18 protein-coding genes are annotated in these 18,238 nt (G+C 70.3%); 6 read left to right on the top strand and 12 right to left on the bottom strand.

The annotated features are described in order from the left end of the window. The 4 genes from BN1056_RS09050 to BN1056_RS09035 form a co-directional block, all read right to left on the bottom strand. Positions 1 to 470: translation initiation factor IF-2 N-terminal domain-containing protein (locus BN1056_RS09050; protein WP_210580516.1), on the bottom strand; the 470-nt coding region annotated here is incomplete at its 3' end. A 90-nt stretch (positions 471 to 560) separates the two neighbouring features. After that, entirely contained in the window at positions 561 to 878 is a 318-nt protein-coding gene (locus BN1056_RS09045; RefSeq protein ID WP_244671610.1) for a YlxR family protein, read from the bottom strand. Positions 879 to 1,006: 128 nt separating this feature from the next. Then, positions 1,007 to 2,053 carry a transcription termination factor NusA gene (gene nusA, locus BN1056_RS09040; RefSeq protein ID WP_108967737.1) on the bottom strand — a complete coding sequence of 349 codons (1,047 nt, stop codon included), beginning with the start codon at positions 2,051 to 2,053 and terminating at the stop codon, positions 1,007 to 1,009. Positions 2,054 to 2,139: 86 nt separating this feature from the next. Next, positions 2,140 to 2,613: a ribosome maturation factor RimP gene (locus BN1056_RS09035; protein WP_210580512.1), complete on the bottom strand. Its 474-nt coding sequence runs from the start codon at positions 2,611 to 2,613 to the stop codon at positions 2,140 to 2,142. A gap of 108 nt (positions 2,614 to 2,721) precedes the next feature. Here BN1056_RS09035 and BN1056_RS09030 point away from each other — a divergent pair, with 108 nt between their 5' ends. Next, the gene (locus tag BN1056_RS09030) at positions 2,722 to 3,759 is read left to right on the top strand and encodes a hypothetical protein (RefSeq protein WP_210580511.1); all 1,038 of its coding nucleotides are present in this window, start codon (positions 2,722 to 2,724) and stop codon (positions 3,757 to 3,759) included. Here the strand turns inward: BN1056_RS09030 and BN1056_RS09025 are convergent. Further along, entirely contained in the window at positions 3,747 to 6,599 is a 2,853-nt protein-coding gene (locus BN1056_RS09025) for a DEAD/DEAH box helicase family protein (protein WP_244671609.1), read from the bottom strand. The two genes, BN1056_RS09030 and BN1056_RS09025, sit on opposite strands and share 13 nt — an antisense overlap. Positions 6,600 to 6,651: 52 nt before the next feature. Beyond that, positions 6,652 to 8,490 (bottom strand): proline--tRNA ligase, encoded by a 1,839-nt coding sequence (locus BN1056_RS09020; RefSeq protein WP_210580507.1) that lies wholly within the window; start codon positions 8,488 to 8,490, stop codon positions 6,652 to 6,654. A gap of 236 nt (positions 8,491 to 8,726) precedes the next feature. On the opposite strand from BN1056_RS09020, the gene BN1056_RS09015 reads away from it, so the two are divergent. The 5 genes from BN1056_RS09015 to BN1056_RS08990 all read left to right on the top strand — a co-directional run bounded on the left by BN1056_RS09015 (position 8,727) and on the right by BN1056_RS08990 (position 11,340). Continuing rightward, a complete protein-coding gene (locus BN1056_RS09015; RefSeq protein ID WP_210580505.1) occupies positions 8,727 to 9,401 on the top strand; it encodes a hypothetical protein in 675 nt (224 codons plus the stop codon). Between the two features lie 2 nt (positions 9,402 to 9,403). Then, positions 9,404 to 9,709 carry a winged helix-turn-helix domain-containing protein gene (locus tag BN1056_RS09010; RefSeq protein WP_210580503.1) on the top strand — a complete coding sequence of 102 codons (306 nt, stop codon included), beginning with the start codon at positions 9,404 to 9,406 and terminating at the stop codon, positions 9,707 to 9,709. 68 nt (positions 9,710 to 9,777) lie between these two features. After that, positions 9,778 to 10,011, top strand: a complete 234-nt coding sequence (locus tag BN1056_RS09005) for a ribbon-helix-helix domain-containing protein (RefSeq protein WP_108967754.1) — start codon at positions 9,778 to 9,780, stop codon at positions 10,009 to 10,011. Further along, positions 10,008 to 10,427: a TA system VapC family ribonuclease toxin gene (locus BN1056_RS09000; protein WP_210580501.1), complete on the top strand. Its 420-nt coding sequence runs from the start codon at positions 10,008 to 10,010 to the stop codon at positions 10,425 to 10,427. Before BN1056_RS09005 ends, BN1056_RS09000 begins: the two co-directional genes overlap by 4 nt. A gap of 346 nt (positions 10,428 to 10,773) precedes the next feature. Continuing rightward, positions 10,774 to 11,340 carry a hypothetical protein gene (locus BN1056_RS08990; RefSeq protein ID WP_210580499.1) on the top strand — a complete coding sequence of 189 codons (567 nt, stop codon included), beginning with the start codon at positions 10,774 to 10,776 and terminating at the stop codon, positions 11,338 to 11,340. Between the two features lie 262 nt (positions 11,341 to 11,602). Here BN1056_RS08990 and BN1056_RS08985 read toward each other — a convergent pair whose 3' ends face one another. From BN1056_RS08985 to rlmN, 6 genes are all read right to left on the bottom strand, one after another. Continuing rightward, positions 11,603 to 12,586 (bottom strand): GNAT family N-acetyltransferase, encoded by a 984-nt coding sequence (locus tag BN1056_RS08985; RefSeq protein ID WP_210580496.1) that lies wholly within the window; start codon positions 12,584 to 12,586, stop codon positions 11,603 to 11,605. Positions 12,587 to 12,629: 43 nt separating this feature from the next. After that, the gene (gene ispG, locus BN1056_RS08980; RefSeq protein WP_073332953.1) at positions 12,630 to 13,811 is read right to left on the bottom strand and encodes a flavodoxin-dependent (E)-4-hydroxy-3-methylbut-2-enyl-diphosphate synthase; all 1,182 of its coding nucleotides are present in this window, start codon (positions 13,809 to 13,811) and stop codon (positions 12,630 to 12,632) included. 108 nt (positions 13,812 to 13,919) lie between these two features. Then, positions 13,920 to 15,236, bottom strand: a complete 1,317-nt coding sequence (locus BN1056_RS08975) for a M50 family metallopeptidase (protein WP_210580494.1) — start codon at positions 15,234 to 15,236, stop codon at positions 13,920 to 13,922. 12 nt (positions 15,237 to 15,248) lie between these two features. Then, the gene (dxr, locus tag BN1056_RS08970) at positions 15,249 to 16,556 is read right to left on the bottom strand and encodes a 1-deoxy-D-xylulose-5-phosphate reductoisomerase (protein ID WP_210580492.1); all 1,308 of its coding nucleotides are present in this window, start codon (positions 16,554 to 16,556) and stop codon (positions 15,249 to 15,251) included. Between the two features lie 8 nt (positions 16,557 to 16,564). Continuing rightward, complete coding sequence (locus BN1056_RS08965; RefSeq protein ID WP_073332945.1) at positions 16,565 to 17,110, bottom strand: DivIVA domain-containing protein; 546 nt, start codon at positions 17,108 to 17,110, stop codon at positions 16,565 to 16,567. Continuing rightward, on the bottom strand, positions 17,107 to 18,238 hold a 1,132-nt coding region (gene rlmN, locus BN1056_RS08960; RefSeq protein WP_210580490.1), incomplete at its 5' end, for a dual-specificity RNA methyltransferase RlmN. The genes rlmN and BN1056_RS08965, both read right to left, overlap by 4 nt.

The raw sequence follows: 18,238 nt of genomic DNA, 5'->3' as shown, positions 1-18,238 counted from the left end.
GGGCCCGGCGTCGGCGCGGCCGGGTGGGCAGTCCCCTCGGTGCCCGGGGTCGACGTCGGGTGCGCCGGCCGGGGCCCAGGAGCCGGATGCGCGGGCTTGGGCGCCGCGGGCTTGGGCGCGGAGGTGGCCTGCTTCGGTGTCGGCGCGGCCGACGTCGCAGCCGGCTTGGGCGCGTCGGCGGCCGGCTTCGGGGCGGCCCCCGACGGCTTCGGGCCGGTCGGCTTGGGCGCCGCCGGCTTGGGTGCCGACGCAGCCCCCTTGGGGGCGGCCGGCTTGGGGGTCTTGGACTCGCCGCTCTGCGCGGCGAAATGCTCGCGGACCCGGCGCGCAACGGGGGGCTCAACGGTGGAGGACGCCGCCTTGACGAACTCTCCCTGATCCTTGAGCCAGGCCAGAATCACCTTGGAGGTGATCTTCTTGCCAGTGGGGTCGAGCTCCTTCGCGAGCTCATGAACGCGTGGTTTTGCCACTTTTCTCCTGTCCGGTTCCCCACCCCGAACAGGGTGGGTGCTAGTAGAGGCAGCTCATCGCCGGGTACTCATCGGGTGCCCATCAGCTTCCTACCCGCCTTTGCTATCGGTCGTGCCGACCCCGGTCGGGGACGGCGTGTGCGCGCGGCCGTGATCCGCCCCGTGAAGGCCGATCCAGTCGCGCACGGGGGCCACATCGGGTGACCCGCTCATGCGCAGGGCACGCGCAAAGGCGCGCCTGCGCTCAGCGAGATTGACGCATTCCGGGTCCGGGTGGATCCAGGCGCCGCGTCCGGGCAGGACTGCCCGGGCGTCGACGGCCAGCTCGCCACTGTCCGTCAGGGTCAGGCGCAGCAACTGCGCCCTGGGGGCCTTGCCGCGGCAGCCGATACAGGTGCGTTCGGGCACGTGGGGGGTTTTGACCACCGGCTGGCCGCGTCCTTCCGCTCGCTGTCGACTGCCCGCCGCGGAGCGCCGAGCCGGGGCCCGACGCTTGCCCGTAGGCAGGCCGAAAGCAAGTGTAACCGGGTTGGGCGTCAGTCCTCAGCGCCGGGCGCTGAGGGACCAGTCACGTCGTCGGCACGGGAGTCGTGGCCGGGAGTCACCTCACCGGACTCGGTGTCGGCGTGAATGTCGATCTTCCAGCCCGTCAGCCGGGCCGCCAGGCGGGCGTTCTGCCCCTCCTTGCCGATCGCCAGCGACAGCTGGAAGTCGGGGACGATGGCGCGGGCGGAGCGCTCCTCGGCGTCGAGCACGGTGACGGAGGAGACGCGCGCGGGCGACAGGGCGTTGGCGACGAAGCGGGCCGGGTCCTCGGAGTAGTCGACGATGTCGATCTTCTCCCCGCCCAGCTCGGCCATGACCGCACGCACTCGCTGCCCCATCGGGCCGATGCAGGCGCCCTTGGCGTTCACGCCGCGCACCCGCGCGCTGACCGCGACCTTGGTGCGGTGCCCGGCCTCGCGGGCGACCGAGACGATCTGCACGTCACCGGAGGCGATCTCCGGGACCTCGCGCTCGAACAGTCCCCGCACCATGCCCGGGTGGGTGCGCGAGAGGATGATCTGGGCGCCCTTGGGCCCACGGGACACCTCGGTGACGTAGGCGCGGATGCGGTCGCCGTGCCGGTAGTGCTCACCGGGCACCTGCTCGTGCGGCGGCATGATGCCCTCGTGCTCGTCGTCCAGGCGCACGTAGACCAGGCGCGGGTCGCGGCCCTGCTCGACGGTTCCGGAGATGAGCTCGCCGGCCTTGTCCTTGAAGGCGCCCAGGACCTCGAAGTCGCGCCGGTCCTGGATGCGCTGCACGATCACCGAGCGGGCGGTGGCCTGGGCGATGCGGCCGAAGTCGTCGGGGGTGTCGTCGAAGTACTCGCCGGTGGGCTCGTCGTTCTCGTCGACCTCCGGGGCGAGTACGGTCATGTGCCCGGTCTTGCGGTCGATCTCCACGTGGGCGCCGCGGATGGCGCCGGGGACCTTGCTGTATGCGCCCAGGATGGCGTCCTCAATGGCGGGCAGCAGATTGTCCAGGTCGATGCCCAGCTCGTCGGCTGCGCCGCGCAGCTCCGGCATGTTGATGTCCATGATTCCTAATTCCTTTGTCTCGTCTAGGTGCGGTCGGCGTCGCCGGCTGGGTCCGGGCGGGGCGCCGGGGCGGGGCTGGGGGCCGCTTACATGCTCACGACCATACGGGCGGTGGGGATGTCCGCGAGCGCGATGGTGATGGTGCGGGGCGAGTCGTCGACGGTGAGGGTGACGGTGTCGGCGTCGACGGCGGTGACCTCGCCCTCCAGGGTCTGTTCCTCGGCGGTGGTGACTACCGCGCGGTGGCCGACGGCGCGGCGGAAGTGGCGGGGCGTGTGCAGTTCCCGCTCGGCGCCGGGGGTCGACACCTCCAACGTGTACTGGCCTGCGACCGGGTCGGCGGCGTCGACGGCGTCGGAGATCGCGCGGGTGGCCTCGCCGAGGGTGTCCAGGTCGAGGTCGCCGGGGCCGTCGAGAAGGTCTACGACCACGCGCAGCGTGGTGTACTTGCCGGCCCGCGCCAGGCGCACGTCCTCCAGGAAGAGCCCGGTCTGCTCGACGACGGGGGCGAGTAGCTGGTGCAGGCTTTGCTCCTGGCTCCGGGCGGACGCGTCGGTCATATGGAGGTTCCTCCCGTAATGGGCCCGGTGGGGGCGGATTGTGTCTGAGTTCTTCAAGTCGGATCGGTTGATCGCCACCATGCTACCCGCCCATGCGAGGATGACCACGTGACACCGACGCCCGCCACCGATTCCGCCGCGCCCTCCCCAGAGCCTGCCGCATGCCGTGCCGCCCGCGCCGGCGGTTCACACCGGCCCGGGTCGGCTCCGGTGGGCGCGCTACCCCGCCGGGTGCTGCTGCGCCGGGCGGGAGCGCTGGCGGCGGCGGTGGCCGCGACCGCCGCCTGTGGGGTGCGCCTGGGTGAAGGTTCGCCCGCCTCGCTGCCGACGGTGCCCGCTCAGGAGGCGGTGCGGGACGCGCTGGCCCGACAGACGACGCTGATCGGCTCTACGGCGGACGTGGTCGCCCGCTCGGGCGGGCAGCAGTCCGCCCAGGCGGACGCGATCGCCGTGGCGGCTCGGACCCAGTTGGAGGCCCTGGGCGGGGTGTGGGACCCGTGGGCGACGCCGGTGCCCACCACCTATGAGACGGTCTCCCCTGCGCCGTCGGCCGCCGCGGATGCCGACGTCGACGACCTGGTCTCCGCCCTGACCGACGGGCTGGGGCAGGCGCGTGCGGCGGCGGCCGCCTGCGAGGATGCCGCGACGGCACGGCTGTACGCCGCCCTGGCGGTGGCGTGGTCGCTTCAGGCGCGCACGCTCAATGAGGATGCGGTGGAAGTGAGCGGCCGTGACGCCTCGGCCCTGGCCGAGGCGCTGCCCGGCGTGCTGCTGGCCGCCTACGACGCGACCCGCTATGCGCTGGAGGAGGTGGCCGCGCGTTCGAGTGACGAGGCCCGCACCCGTGCCGAGGCGGACGTGGCCTACACCAAGGCGGTCATCAGCGCGTCGCTGGCGCTGGGCGGGGAGGACACGCGGCTGGCGGCCTACGCCGCCCCGACGCAGGCGGCGGACTCCGCCACCTCCCTGGACGTCACTTGGGCGCGGCAGGCGTGGCTGCGGGTGGAGGAGACGGAACTGGCGCAGGTCGCCCCGGCGGGCGGCGAGGCCACCGAGGCGGCGATCGACGCGGCCCTGTATGCGGCGGAGCGTGCCCGCGCGTGGGGCGCCGCCGCGGACGACCCGCTGCCCGGCTACTCCGCCTGAGGGGGCGGAGCATCGATCCAGGCGCGTTCACGCACGGCATGCACCAGTTCGCCGGCGCCCAGTGGTCCCCGCGCCGCGACCAGGGCGTGCAGGTCCCCCTCTTCACGCACCAGGCGCAGGCGACAAGGACCGGTCTGCAAACTCCAGGACTCGACGAAGGCCGTGACCACCCGTCGGGATCGCCCCAGGGTGCGCGGTACCGCCAGGTACAGGCGGTCGCGTCCACGTACCCGGTCCAGGGCGTCCAGGCCGCGGGCGAGCAGTCGTCGCAGCCTCCCGGGCGGGGTGGTCACGCGCAGGGTCCAGCGGGGCACCTCGAGCACGAACCGTGGACGGTGCTTCGGTGCGGATACCAGTTCGACGAGGGTGTCCGCTGCCAGTCTGCGGTCGGCGGCGGCCCCGCCGGTGAAGGCGATGCGCGACGCGCCGGCCTCCGTCAGGCTGAGGGCCCCGATACCGGCATCGGCGTCAATGCGACCGGCGGCGATGAGTCCGGCCAGGACGCTACACGCTGCGCCGTACCACAGCTCGGCGGGATCGCCGCGCCGTAGCAACCCGTCCTCGGCGGTCAGTACCACCGTCTGCGCCTCCTCGCCCAGGCTCTCGAGTGCCGAAACGCGCTCCTCTGCGACGATGGCGGACGGCGGGGCGCTCCAGGCACGTCGCTCCCACTCGCGGGGGCCGAGCACCGTCGCGGCATTGAGGGCACAGACAATGTCGGCATCTGCGCCGCCCGCGACGGCGCCGAGCAGGCGGCGCTGGTGCGGTTCCAGGGCGGCGTCCAGCCCGGTGCGAATGGCGGCGGTACCGGCCTCAGGATCGGGGACGGCACTCCACAGGTATTCGTGGCGTCGCCGGAGCCGGTCCAGGTCGCCTCCGGGGCCCGCTCCCGCCCGGCGGGGCAGCAGGCAGGTGACGGACCAGTTGTGGGCGGTCTTGTCGGGCCAGGCGGAGTCGAGCCGCAGCGTGCGCCCGCGCAGCTGCTGAACGGAAGTGGCGGTGGTCACGGTGGTCAAGTCGATCAGGGTGTTGACGGCCGGGCAGTCCCACCCCTCCCCCAACAGGCCGCGGGTGCCGACGACGAGCTGCACGGCTCCCCGGTCCATCAGCGTGCTCACGGCGCGCACGAGTCGAGCGGTGCCAGCACCCACGCCCTGCACGCGCAGAGTCCAGCCGTCGTCGATTGCGGGCAGTTCCAATCCGGTGTCGGCACGCAAACGGTCGAGCAGCTCGTGGTCGGCCGAGGCGAGTTGCAAGTGTCGGCCGGTCAGAAGCACGGGGTGCAGTTCACGCACCAGGGCGTCGGCCAGGATCGTCATGTAACAGCGCAATGCACCGCCGCGTGAGGCCCGTTCCTCCGAGCCGGTGGGCGGTCCGAGGACGTCCAGAGCGCGGTGGGCGGCCGAGCGCTCGGCCGCATCGGTGACCACCACGGCGCGCAGCCTGTCCCCGAGGCAAGCGTGTTCGGCGTGCAGGATGTCCACGACGGCTACATCCTTCGCCCTGGATGCCGCGCATATCGCGTCCTGTGGCGAGCGGCCGGGACGCAGTCCGGAGTCGGTTAGCCGGTAGCCGTACCCGGCCAATAGCTCCTTGACATCCTGCCACTGACGGCGGCGCCCCGGGACGGGCAGCAGCCGGGTCAACGCGTACCGGCCGAGCAGTTCCAGGTTCTCGACCACGTCCAGCACGCGGGTGGCCGGCAGGAGAGGCACCAGCGCCGTCGTCTGCTCGGTGGGGACATATTCGCCCAGGCGGTCGCGCAGCAGTGCTCCGGCCGCGATGGCGGCCTGCGGATCGGCGTCAAAGCCGGCTACCAGGCGGACGGTGAGGGCGTCGTCGTCGGTGGCCGTCGGCTCGGGCAGATCGTCCACGGGAGGCGCCACGGTGTGCACCAGGAAGTCCACACCGTCCGGGGCCAGCAGGAGCTCATCGAGGCGATGGTCCAACTCGGCACCGGCGTCCGCCAGGAATGCCCGTTCCTGTTGATCCGGGAGGGTGAAGCACACCAGGCTGCGGCTCGGTGCGAGACAGCCGGCACGAACTACGGCGGGAACCGGGATCTCGTAGTCGACCTCGCCCAGCAGCGCTTGGTACCGGCTGCGGGAACGATCCTCCACAGACGGGAGCGTGGCGGTGAGCCCGATAAGGGTGGGACGGGCGCCGACCGAGTCGAGACGGGCCAGCAGGTAATGGATGACGGCCGCCCAGTGGGCGCGCAGATGATGACATTCATCGACGACGACGGTGGCCACGCCCGCCTTCACCAGCGCGTCGATCCGAGCCCGGGCCGTCGGATGCAGCAGGGAGGCCAGGTGATCGGCGTCCAGCGAGGCCAGCGAGGCGCGAACGGCGGAGGCTCGACGGGAGATGCCGGAGCGGTAGGCCGCAGGGTTCTTCGCGGCCAGGTCCTCCAGCCACGCCTCGGCGCCGCCCGGAGCCTGTCCGGAGTCAGCGAGTTCCTCGAGCCAGCGCTCTCGAGCGGCCGCCCGCCAGGGCGCGGCGGTGTCGACCACGGCCAGGGACTGGTAGGTCAGTACCGTCAGGTCTGCGGGGACCGTGGAGCCGTAGTCGTCTTGGGATGCATCTTCGCCGTCGCTCACATGGTCGCGCACGCGTGGCGGGCGGCCGTCGACGTCGCGTAAGTGCCCCCTGGCCTGCTCACACCACTGCTGACGGATCAGGGTGGTGGGGGTCAGTACGAGAGCCCGCCGCCCGTTGGCGCGCGCGAGGGCCAGGCCAATCAGTGTCTTGCCGGATCCCGGTGGCGCCACCAGGTGCAGACGCGCGCCGTCGACGGGATCCACGGCGCGCAGCATGTCCACCTGATAGCCGCGCAAGTTCGCCGTCAGAGTCCAATCGGACAGCGGGCGCGGCGGGCGGATCGCCCCGCTATGGGCAGGCGGCATCGTCCCCGGCCAGCGCCGCCTGCACCAGTTCGCGCACGCGGTCGGCGGCCTGCGCCACCGGCACGGAAACCCGCTCGCCGCTGCGGCGGTCGCGGATCTCCACGGTGCCGTTCTTGGCCAGGTCGCGCCCGACCACCACGATGAAGGGCATGCCGAGCAGCTCAGCGTCCTTGAACTTCACGCCGGCGCTGACCCTGCGGCGGTCGTCGTACAGGACCTCCACCCCGGCCCCGTCCAGCGCGGCGGCGAGGGATGCGGCGGCCTCGAAGACGGCGTCGTCCTTGCCGGTGGCCAGGACCTGCACCTGGTAGGGGGCCACCTGGATGGGCCAGGCCAGGCCCTGCTCGTCGTGGTTGGACTCGGCCAGGGCCGCCAGGGCGCGGGTGACGCCGATGCCGTAGGAGCCCATGGTGACGATGCGGGACTTGCCGTTCTCATCCAGCACGGTCAGGTCCAGGGCGCGCGCGTACTTGCGTCCCAGGGCGAAGATGTGCCCGAGCTCGATGCCGCGGGCCAGGTGCAGGGGGCCGGAGCCGTCGGGGGCGGGGTCGCCCTCACGCACCTCGGCGGCCTCGATGGTGCCGTCGGCGGTGAAGTCGCGGCCGGCCACCAGGTCGAGCACGTGCCGCTGGGGGGCGTTGGCACCGGTGACCCAGGCGGTGCCGGGCACCACCCGCGGGTCCAGCAGGTAGCGCACCGAGCCGGTGAGCACCTCATTGCCATCCGCGTCCCGCTCCACGCGGCGCTTCGGCGAATTGGGGCCGATGACGGCGGGGCCGATGTAGCCGCGCACCAGCTCGGGGTGGGCGGCGAAGTCGGCGTCGGTGGCCATCTCCACCTCGGCGGGGGCGACGGCGGCCTCCAGGCGCCGCATGTCGACGTCGCGGTCCCCGGGAATGCCCACGACCAGCAACTCGCGCTCACCGCCGGGGTGAGTCAGGGCGACGACGACGTTCTTGAGCGTGTCCGCGGCGGTCCAGGCGCGCCCGTCGGCGCGTGGGTGTTCAGCATTGACGAAGTCGACCAGGGTTTCGATAGTCGGGGTGTCGGGCGTATCTATCTCACGGGCGGGACCGACCCCGGAGGCGTCCACGTCCGCGGGCACCGGCGTGGTAACCGCCTCCGCGTTGGCCGCGTAGCCGCCGTCGGTACGCACGAAGGTGTCCTCACCGATGGGCGAGGGATGCAGAAACTCCTCGGAGTGGGAGCCGCCCATGGCACCGCTCATGGCGTTGACGATCACGTACTCCAGGCCCAGCCGCTTGAAGATGCGCTGGTAGACGGCGCGGTGCGCCTGGTAGGAGGCCTCCAGGCCGGCGTCGTCGATGTCGAAGGAGTAGGAGTCCTTCATGACGAACTCGCGGCCGCGGATGACACCGGCGCGCGGGCGGGCCTCGTCACGGTACTTCGTCTGGATCTGGTAGATGGACACCGGCAGGTCCTTGTACGAGGAGTACAGGTCCTTGACCAGGAGGGTGAACATCTCCTCGTGCGTGGGTGCCAGCAGGTAGTCCGCGTCCTTGCGGTCGGTCAGCTTGAACAGGGTGGGCCCGTAGTCGTCCCAGCGGCCGGTGGCCTTGTAGGGCTCCGCGGGCAGCAGTGCCGGGAAGAGCACCTCCTGGGAGATGGCGTCCATCTCCTCGCGGACGATCGCCTCGATCTTGCGCAGGGTGCGCAGGCCGAGCGGCAACCAGGTGTAGACGCCCGGGGCGGTACGGCGGATGTAGCCGGCGCGCACCAGCAGCTTGTGGCTGTCTACCTCCGCGTCGGCGGGGTCCTCGCGCAGGGTTCGGATGAAGGCCTTGGACATGGTCTGAAGCACGGGGCCGATCTTACGTGCTGACGGCGCGGGGCCAAGTCGAAGACCCGCCGCCACGGGAGTCAACCGGCCGAGGCCAAGTGCGGCCACGGCCCGCGTCGAGGCGGAGCCGCACCCGACGAGCGCCGCAACCGATGAAAACAGACCGAGCATCATGGGTTTGCGTCACAAACTAGTTCGTGTACACTTAAAGCAGCGGTTTGCGTGGCCAACCACTTTGTTCTACTTAAGGAGCAGTCATGGACCCGACACCGGTTTCCCCCAACAACGCAGACGGCGGACTCGAGCCCGCCGCCGCACTCGCCACCATCAGCGAGCAGCAAACCGCCTACCTACGGCACATGGAGGTCTACTCCGCCCCGCTCTACCTCGCCTGGGGCCTGGCCTGGCTGATCGGGTACGGCGTCTGCGGTCTCAGCGTGGGCGGCGATTATGAACTCCCCCGCAATTCCTGGCTGGCCTTCATGGGCTGCCTGGCGGCCGCCGCCGTCTTCACCTGCGTATACATCGCCCGACGCTCACGCGGACTGCGCGGCCGCACCTCCTGGATCGGCATGCTGTACGGACTGGCCTGGGCGGGCGGCATGATCCTGGCCTTCACCACCACCGCAAGGCTGGGAGCATTCCTCAACGAACTGGGGACCGCCCAGGCGGCGAATGTGGGTTCAATCGTCGCCAACGCCCTGCCGTGCCTGGTGGTCGGAGTGCTGTTCCTCGCCGGAGCCGCCATCTGGGAGGAGACCTCGCTGGCCGTCACCGGCGGCTGGATACTGGTAGTCACCACAGCGGCCACCGTCGTCGGCGGACACGCGCTGTGGGCCATCATGGCCCTGGCCGGCGGAGGTGGCCTCTTGGCGGCAGGGATCACGACGGCGCTTCTCGGCCGCCGTCAGAGCGCAGCCGTGCAGGGCTGACGATGCCCAGCACCAGCGAACCGCTCGACCCGGTCATTCACGCCCAGTCCCGCCTGCGGATCATGGCCACCCTGGCCGCGGTCCCCCAGGGAGACGCCCTGGTCTTCCCCCGCCTGCGCCAGCTGCTGGGCATGACGGCGGGCAACCTGTCCACCCACCTGTCACGGCTGGAGGAGGCGGGGTACGTGGAGCAGAACAAGACCTTCTCCGGGCGCATGCCCGCCACGTATGTCTCGCTCACGCCTCGAGGCCGCGCGGCCTTCGCCGAATACACCCGGCAGCTACGCTCCTTGCTGGATGCCGAGTGACGGCGACGCCCGCTGTGAGTGCACCAGACACCTGGTGCACTCATAACACATCACTGTATGATGCAGTCATGCGCACTACCGTCGATCTGCCACCCGCCGTACACAGCCAGATCAAACGGCTCGCCGAGGAAAGGAAGACTTCCATATCCTCGCTGGTGGCGGATCTGACGCGTCGCGGTTTAGAACAACTCGAACCCGAGACGCCCCTAGAGATCGATCCCGAGACCAATCTTCCGGTCATGCATGTTGGACATCGGGTCACCGCGGCAGATGTTGATGCCTTTCTGGCGGATTCCGAATGACTACGTATCTCTTGGACGCCAATGTCCTCATAGCTTTGCTGGTTCCGGAGCACGAACACCACGATCCGGCTCGCGCCTGGCTGGTGTCCTGCCCGGATGAGGCGGTGTTCGTGCTCAGCCCTATCACCGAGGGGGCCTATTGCCGGTACATGGTCCGCTGCGGTTACTCCATAAAGACATCACAAGCCGCCTTGAACCATCTCCATTTGCTGGAACGATGGGCCTTTTGGCCGGACGACGCATCGTATGCGGACATCGACATGAATGACGTTCATGGGCACAAACAAGTCACGGACACATACCTGGCTGAGTTGGCCCACTCCCATGGCGGGCTACTGGTCACCTGCGATCGCCCCTTGGCACAGCGCCGTCAGAGCACAACCATGCTCATTCCCGGAGTCATTCCCGGCGCCTAAGCCGCTCGACGCCTCACCGGGCCCCGATTATCGGTGTGAACGTGTTGCTTTAGGTCGTGTTGTGCAAGTCGGCGTGGTGTGCGGGATAGGGGGAGGCCTTCGGGGTATCACGGGTGGCGTGAGAACAGAAGGACCGCAACGCCGTAGAGCGCTGCTTCGGCGAGCTCAAGCAGAACCGGGCCATGGCCACCAGGTACGACAAACTCGCCGTACGCTACCGAGCCACCACCCACATCGCCAGCATCGATCACTGGCTCAAACGACCTATATAACACAACCTCGACGTCTTCCCGCATCCACTCACCGATTCCATACCCACAGTTGACAGTTGCATGCTATACTCTATATGTGGGGTATTTCTCGCCACTTCAACGTCGAAGGAGATCATCATGCGCCCCCCATCAAGATTGCCGCATTGATTGCCGTATTCTGCCTGGCACTGCTCGCGCCGCCGAGCCAGGCCGCTACAATGACCGATGAACAAGCACCGCGGGACTGGTTGACGACCTCATACGGGGTTCCATCCGAACTGCAGCAGTACGCGATCGACAAGGTCAAGAACGACGAGACGCTTGACGCCGACAAGGAGGGAAGCGCTCCCATCATTACAGAGGACAGAACATCGGGCACATCTATCATTCACGTCAAGATCTATGCCGACGGCTCCTTCACTACCGACCAGGAGTATACGGCATCTAGCCAAGCTACGGGTCACGGATCACTAATTTCTGGGGCGCAGGCGGTGATGCGACCTATGGCGGTGGCTCCTTCCGCGCTCAGCGAGACGCCTCGAACAAAATTCTCGTCCTCGGAGACTTCGCTAGTTACGGCGGTTCGGGAACCCACACCAGGGGAATGTACGTCACATCGTACGGTTCACATCTCACAACGTCGTCCTACTACTGAGCACTGACGGAATCAGGACAAAGGAGGGTGTCGAGGAGCCATGACGACTTGGGTTGACTACTGGACTCTCATCCAGGATATAGTTGTTTTCATCGGTATCATTGTTGGAACCTGCACGCTCGTAAACATCGCTCGGTCACTACGTGAAATAGTGCGCATGTTGCAGCACCAGGAGGAGTCGAACAGATCGGGGGACGCCAACAGACTCGCTCACAAGCAATGAGGCCAACACTCCTGAGGCAAAGATACACGCACAGGCGCGCTCTTCCTCACAGCAGCACGGTGGCGAAGGTGCCCACGCGTCTGAAGCCCAGACCGTGGTACAGACCCAGGCCCGCGGTGTTGAAGGAGTTCGCGTACAGGCTCACCGCACCGTCGGCACCCACGTGGTCGCGGCGCACCGCGTCCACCACGGCCGCGAGCGCCACCGAGCCGATGCCGCGCCCGCGCAGGTCCGGGCGGGTCCACACACCGGTCAACTGCGCCACCGATCCGCCCGGCCGCAGCCACAGGGAGCCCACGTCGACCTTGAAGGCCACGGCGGCTCCCCCGCCGGCAACCGCATCCGGCCCGACGGGGCCGCCGGCGCCGTCGTCGAGCAGCACATAGCTGCGGCCGGAACCCACCAGCCAGCCGACATGCCGGGCATAGGAGGAGCCGGAGGTGGTCGGGTCATAGCCGAGCTCGCCGGTGAACATGGCCACGCTCGCCGGCAGCACCAGCGCCTCCTCCGCCGGCGCCGCCCGATGCACCCCCGCCGCCACCCAGGCCAGTTCCGGGCGCCGTGCCAGGGCGTCGGGCACCAACGTGCCGCCCGTCCCCCGCGGCGCCACCAGCAGCGGCTGCTCCCAGCGCTCCTCCCGCGAGCGCATACCGGCCGCCGCCAGGTGCTCCCACACGGCGGCGACGTCCGCCACCGGTCCGGCCACCGAGCCGCGGCGAGTCAGGCGCCGGAAGGCGTGGTCCGCGAGCGCGCGGGCCACCTCGTCCCCAGCACCCGGGTGCCCCAACTCCGGCCGGGCGGCCAGGCCGAAGGGCATGAGTGAGCCGGTGGCCCAGGCGCCGGCCACGGGCCGCCAGGGGTCGGCAGCTACCACCACATCCCCGCGCGCCCAACTGGGCCAGCGCAGCACCTGGTGCGCCAGGGCGACGCCGGCAACCGGGTCGAGGGCGCACAACTCGAGCAGCCCGTCCAATTGGGCCGGGTCGAGCGGGGTGAGCGGCGACGTCGGGCGGCGGCCGAACAGGTTCACGCGGGTGCGGGCGGTTGCAGGAATCGGAGCATAACGGCGGGGCTCAGACGCTGGCGACCACACTCGGTGAGGTGCCGGCCAGGGCCGCCTCGCCGAACTCGGAGCGCATCTGCTCGGCCATGATCTGGGCCTGCTCCAGCAGCGTGTCCACCACCTGGTCCTCGGGAACCGTCTTGATGACCTTGCCGCGCACGAAGATCTGGCCCTTGCCGTTGCCCGAGGCGCAGCCGAGGTCGGCCTCGCGGGCCTCACCGGGGCCGTTGACGACGCAGCCCATCACGGCCACGCGCAGCGGGGCGGACACGTCCTTCAGCCCCTCCTCCACGGATTCGGCCAGCGACCACACGTCCACCTGGGCGCGCCCGCACGACGGGCAGGAGACGATCTCCAGCTTGCGTTCGCGCAGCCCCATGAACTCCAGCAGCTTGGTGCCGACCTTGACCTCCTCCACGGGCGGGGCGGACAGGGACACGCGGATGGTGTCGCCGATGCCCTGCGCCAGCAGGATGCCGAAGGCGGCACAGGACTTGATGGTGCCCTGAAATGCCGGGCCGGCCTCGGTCACGCCCAGGTGCAGCGGCCAGTCGCCGCGCTCGCTGAGCATTTGGTAGGCCTGCACCATGGTGACCACGTCGTGGTGCTTCACGGAGATCTTGAAGTCGTGGAAGCCGCACTCCTCGAACAGGCCGGCCTCCCAGACGGCGGACTCCACCAGGGCCTCGGGGGTGGCCTTGCCGTACTTCTTCAGCAGGCGCGGGTCCAGGGAGCCGGCGTTGACGCCGATGCGCAGGGAGGTGCCGTGGTCGGAGGCGGCCTTGCAGATTTCGGCGACCTTGTCGTCGAACTTGCGGATGTTGCCGGGGTTGACGCGCACGGCCCCGCAGCCGGCCTCGATGGCGGCGAACACGTACTTGGGGTTGAAGTGGATGTCGGCGATGACGGGGATGCGCGACTGCTTGGCGATGATCGGCAGGGCCTCGGCGTCCTTGTCCGTGGGGCAGGCGACCCGCACGATGTCGCAGCCGGCCGCCGTCAGTTCCGCGATCTGCTGGAGGGTCGCCCCCACGTCGTGGGTCTTGGTGGTGGTCATCGACTGCACGGAGATGGGGGCTCCGCCCCCGACCTCCACGTCACCGACGCGGATCTTGCGGGTGGGCTTGCGGGGCGCCAGCACCGGGGGCTCCTCACGCACGGTTGGCATGCCTAGGGCGATCGCTTCTGTCACGCCTCACAGTATGGCACCGGGCGGGCCCGGTCGCCGTGGTGGCCGGCTCACACCGGGGTGCGATTCGCCTCCCGGGGCGGCGTTTCCGCAGCCCGCGCCGCCCACCGCTCAAATGGGCGCGACGATGTCAACCCAGATGAGTAGCACGGCCATGAGAATCAGCAGGTAGAAGACGACCTGCCCGACCGGCAGCATCCTGGCGGTATCGGCGTAGCCGGGATCGGGGTTGCCGTGAGCGCGGGCCCACAGGCGACGGATGCCCTCCCAGCAGGCGCCGGCGACGTGCCCGCCATCCAGCGGCAGCAGCGGAATGAGGTTGAAGGCGAACAGGGCCAGATTCAGCGAGCCGAGCAGGCTGAGCATGGAGAACAGGCGCACCGAGAAGGGCAGACCCATATCCGTGCCGGTGCCGGCGCTGGACACCTCCCCGGCGATGCGCCCCACCCCGACCAGGCTGACCAGGCCCTCGGCGTTGCGCTCCTCCAGGCCCAGTCCGGCGGCGACGGCGTGGTACAGGCCCGCCGGCAGGGTCACGATCGCCTTCAGGGTCTGTCCGACTGCGTCACCCACCACCCGCGGGATCTCCCCGGCCGGGGTGCGCACCGTTCCCAGCGAGGGGCCGATGCCCACATACGGGCGCGGCTCGGTAATCACCTCTCCGGAGGCGTCGGTGACGGGGTTGCCCTCGGCGTCGTAGACGGTGCGGGGCACCTCCACGGCCGTGATGGTCAGGGTCAGCGCCTGCCCATCGCGCTCGACGACGACGTCGGCCGGCTCGGTGCCGGAGGCGGCGATGGCCGCCTGCACCTCGGCCCAGGTGGCGGTAGGATCACCGTCCCAGGACACGATCGTGTCGCCTACCTGCAATCCGGCCGCGGCGGCCGGGGAGGTGGGGTCGGCGTCGGTGCACGCGGCGCCGGCGTCGATGTCGGAGGAGACGCATTCGGACACCGACGCGAGGGTGGCGGTGTAGGCGGGCTGCCCGATCACCCCCAGGGCGACGGTCAGACAGATGACGCCCAGGGCGAGGTTGGTGAGGATGCCGCCGGCCATGACCAGCAGCTTCTTCGGGACGCTCAGGCGGTAGAAGGCGCGGTCCTGCTCGTCGGGGCCGAGCTCGTCCAGGGACTCCGCGCGCGCCTCGGCGACCATGGAGCCGGGCTTGTCCGGGTGGCCGGGGCGGGCGGGCGGCAGCATGCCCAGCAGGCGCACGTAGCCGCCCAGCCAGATGGCCTTGATGCCGTACTCGGTCTCACCGCGGCGGGTGGACCACAGCTTGGGGCCGAAGCCGATGAAGTACTCGGGTACCTTCACGCCGAAGTGCTTGGCGGGCAGCATGTGGCCCAACTCGTGCAGGGCGACGGACAGGCCGATGCCGATGATGAGGACGACGATGCCCAGGATGTAGGCAAGGGTGTGGCTCAAGGGGTCTCCTGGTCAGCGGGTACGGGCGGCTATCAGCTCGTCGGCGCGGGCGCGCGCCCAGGCGTCGGCGGCCAGCACGTCATCGAGGCCGGGGTCGGCGTGCCCGGTGTGGGCCTCCAGCACAGCGGCGTCGATGGCGACGATGTCCAGCCAGCGCAGGCGCCCGTCCAGGAAGGCGGCGACGGCCTGCTCGTTGGCGGCGTTGAAGACGGCCGGGTGGGTGGGTGAGGCAGCCACGGCGGCGCGGGCCAGGTCCACGGCCGGGAAGGTATCGGCGTCGAGCGGCTCGAAGGTCCAGGCGGTGGGATCGGTCCAGGGCTGGGGCCGGACCAGGCCGGCCAGGTCGGGGCGGTGCGGCCAGGTCAGGCCCAACGCGATCGGCAGGCGCATGTCCGGCGGGGAGGCCTGGGCGATGGTGGCGCCGTCGATGAACTCGACCATGGAGTGGACCACGGACTGGGGGTGTACGGCCACGGTAATGTCGGCGGGGTCGACGTCGAACAGCAGGTGCGCCTCGATCAGCTCCAGCCCCTTGTTGACCAGGGTGGAGGAGTTGACGGTGACCACGGGGCCCATCGCCCAGGTGGGGTGGTTCAGGGCCTGGGCGGCGGTGACGCCCGCGAGTTCGGCGCGGGTACGGCCGCGGAAGGGCCCGCCGGAGGCGGTCAGGATCAGCCGCCGCACTTCGCTGCGGCCGGTGACGTCGGGGCTGGTCAGCCCCTTCTCGTGGACGCCGGCGCGCAGGGCCTGGGCGATGGCCGAGTGCTCGGAGTCGACGGGCACGACCTGTCCGGGACGGCGCAGGGCGCGCTTGACCAGGGCACCGCCAACCACCAGGGACTCCTTGTTGGCCAGCGCGAGGGTGGCGCCGGAGCGCAGAGCGGCCAGGGTGGGGGCCAGGCCGACCGAGCCGGTGATCCCGTTGAGGACCACGTCCCCCTCCCCCACGCCGGCGGCCTGAATCAGCTCGGTGGCGGCGTCGGGGCCGGCGAGGATCGCGGTGACGGGGTCGGGCCGGCCCGCACGGGCGGCGGCGTCGGCGAGGGCCGCGCGCAGCCGGGGTACGACGTCGCCGGCGGAGGCGGACACCGCCAGGCGGGGCACGCGGTGGGCGACAGCCTGCTCGGCCAGCAGTTCCAGGCGGCCGCCGCCGGCGGCCAAACCGGACACGCGCGGCGCCGGGACCCGGCCGGGTTCACCCGGGGTGCAGGGGTGGGCGGCCAGGTGGTCGATGACCTCGAGGGCCTGGGTGCCGATGGAACCGGTGGAGCCGAGCAGGACGACGGCGCGCGCGGGATCACCCGAAGCGGTTGCGGTCATGGTGTGCCCTACTCCACCGACAGCAGGACCTCGACGGTCCGGGCGAGAAAGCGGTCGACGCTGGCCTCGTCATAGGCCTTGTCCCCGCGGGCGGCGGGGAAGACGGCGGCACGCACCTGGGTGGAGGTCAGGGCGCCGTCGGAGTCGAAGTAGGCGGCAATGCGGTCCATGAGGGCGTCGACGGCCTCCTTTTCGTACCCCCGCCGGGCGGCGGGGGCGAAGCGCTCACCGGCCGGGCGCAGCAGCCGCGGGTACAGGGTGGTGGCCAACTGGGCCACCTGGTCCATCCAGGCCTTGCGGCCGTTGGTGGCCACGTACTCGGCGCGGCGGCGCTGCAGGAAGGCGGCCTCGAGCCGGTCCAGCGCGGCGTCGACGGCGTCGGGCCGGTAGCCGCCGTGGACGATGTCGAAGGCGACGGTGCGCACCCCCTCGGAGTCCATCTCGGCCAGTTCGCCGGCGTCGTAGATCTCGTGGGCGGTCTCGAAGTAGCCGTCCACCTGCTCGACGCGGTAGCCCTGCTTAAGCATGCCGACCCTGGGGAACATGTCGCTCATCGCGTGTGCGCCGCCCTTTCCTGCTTGAGCACCTCGGTGGCCAACTGGCCGCAGGCGCCGTCAATGTCGCTGCCACGAGTGTCTCGCACCGTGGTGGTGATGCCGGCACGCCGGAGCGTGTCGACGAAACGGTCCTGTACCTCCGGCTCGGAGCAGGTCCAGATGGAGCCGGGGGTGGGGTTCAGGGGAATGGGATTCACGTGGGCCCAGCCGTGGCCGCGGCGGTTGAGCTCGTCGGCCAGCAGCTGCGCGCGCCAGGCGTGGTCGTTCATGTCCTTGATCAGGGCGTACTCGATGGAGACGCGCCGGCCTGTGGCCTCGAAGTAGTCGTGGGCGGCGTCCAGCAGCTCGCCGACCTTCCACTTGGAGTTGACGGGAATGAGGGCGTCGCGCAGTTCGTCGTCGGGGGCGTGCAGGGAGACGGCCAGGGTGACCGGCAGGCCCTCACCGGCGAGCTTGCGGATCAGCGGAACCAGGCCCACGGTGGAGACGGTCACGCCGCGGGCGGACAGGCCGAAGCCCTCCGGGGCGGGGTCGATGATTCGGTGCAGGGCCGCCACCACGTTCTTGTAGTTGACCATCGGCTCGCCCATGCCCATGAACACGACGTTGGACAGGCGGGCGGGGCCACCGGCCAGACCGCCGGCCTCGGACAGGGCGGCGGCGTGACGAATCTGCTCGATGATCTCCCCGGTGGACAGGTTCCGGGTCAGCCCCATCTGGCCGGTGGCGCAGAAGGGGCAGGCCATGCCGCAGCCGGCCTGGGAGGAGACGCACAGGGTGGTGCGGTCCCGATAGCGCATGAGCACCGACTCCACGCGCACGCCGTCGTAAAGCTCCCACAGGTGCTTGATGGTGCGGCCGCCGTCGGCGCGCAGGGCACGCACCTCGTGGATCAGGTCGGGCAGCAGTTCGGCGCACAGTTGCTCGCGCTGGGCGGCGGGAAGGTCCGTCATGTCGGCGGCGTCGCGGGTGAAGTGAGTGAAGTAGTGGCGTGAGAGCTGGTCGGCGCGGAAGGCGGGCAGACCGGCCTCCCGCAGAGCCTGCTTGCGGCCGGCCAGGTCCAGGTCGGCCAGGTGCCGGGGGGCCTTGCCACGGGCGGGGGGAACGGCGAAGGACAGGCGGGGG

The organism is Actinomyces succiniciruminis (assembly GCF_900002405.1).
In the GTDB taxonomy this organism is placed as follows: domain Bacteria; phylum Actinomycetota; class Actinomycetes; order Actinomycetales; family Actinomycetaceae; genus Actinomyces; species Actinomyces succiniciruminis.
Note: the sequence above shows the minus strand (reverse complement) of the source record. Positions and strands in the feature narration are given on the sequence as shown.

Coding starts and splice junctions, on each gene's coding strand:
- nusA (WP_108967737.1), bottom strand. CDS start 2,053: ATGGACATCAACATGCCGGAGCTGCGCGGCGCAGCCGACGAGCTGGGC.
- BN1056_RS08965 (WP_073332945.1), bottom strand. CDS start 17,110: ATGAGCGACATGTTCCCCAGGGTCGGCATGCTTAAGCAGGGCTACCGC.
- dxr (WP_210580492.1), bottom strand. CDS start 16,556: ATGACCGCAACCGCTTCGGGTGATCCCGCGCGCGCCGTCGTCCTGCTC.
- BN1056_RS09015 (WP_210580505.1), top strand. CDS start 8,727: ATGGACCCGACACCGGTTTCCCCCAACAACGCAGACGGCGGACTCGAG.
- BN1056_RS09035 (WP_210580512.1), bottom strand. CDS start 2,613: ATGACCGACGCGTCCGCCCGGAGCCAGGAGCAAAGCCTGCACCAGCTA.
- BN1056_RS09005 (WP_108967754.1), top strand. CDS start 9,778: ATGCGCACTACCGTCGATCTGCCACCCGCCGTACACAGCCAGATCAAA.
- BN1056_RS09000 (WP_210580501.1), top strand. CDS start 10,008: ATGACTACGTATCTCTTGGACGCCAATGTCCTCATAGCTTTGCTGGTT.
- BN1056_RS08990 (WP_210580499.1), top strand. CDS start 10,774: ATGTGGGGTATTTCTCGCCACTTCAACGTCGAAGGAGATCATCATGCG.
- BN1056_RS09010 (WP_210580503.1), top strand. CDS start 9,404: ATGCCCAGCACCAGCGAACCGCTCGACCCGGTCATTCACGCCCAGTCC.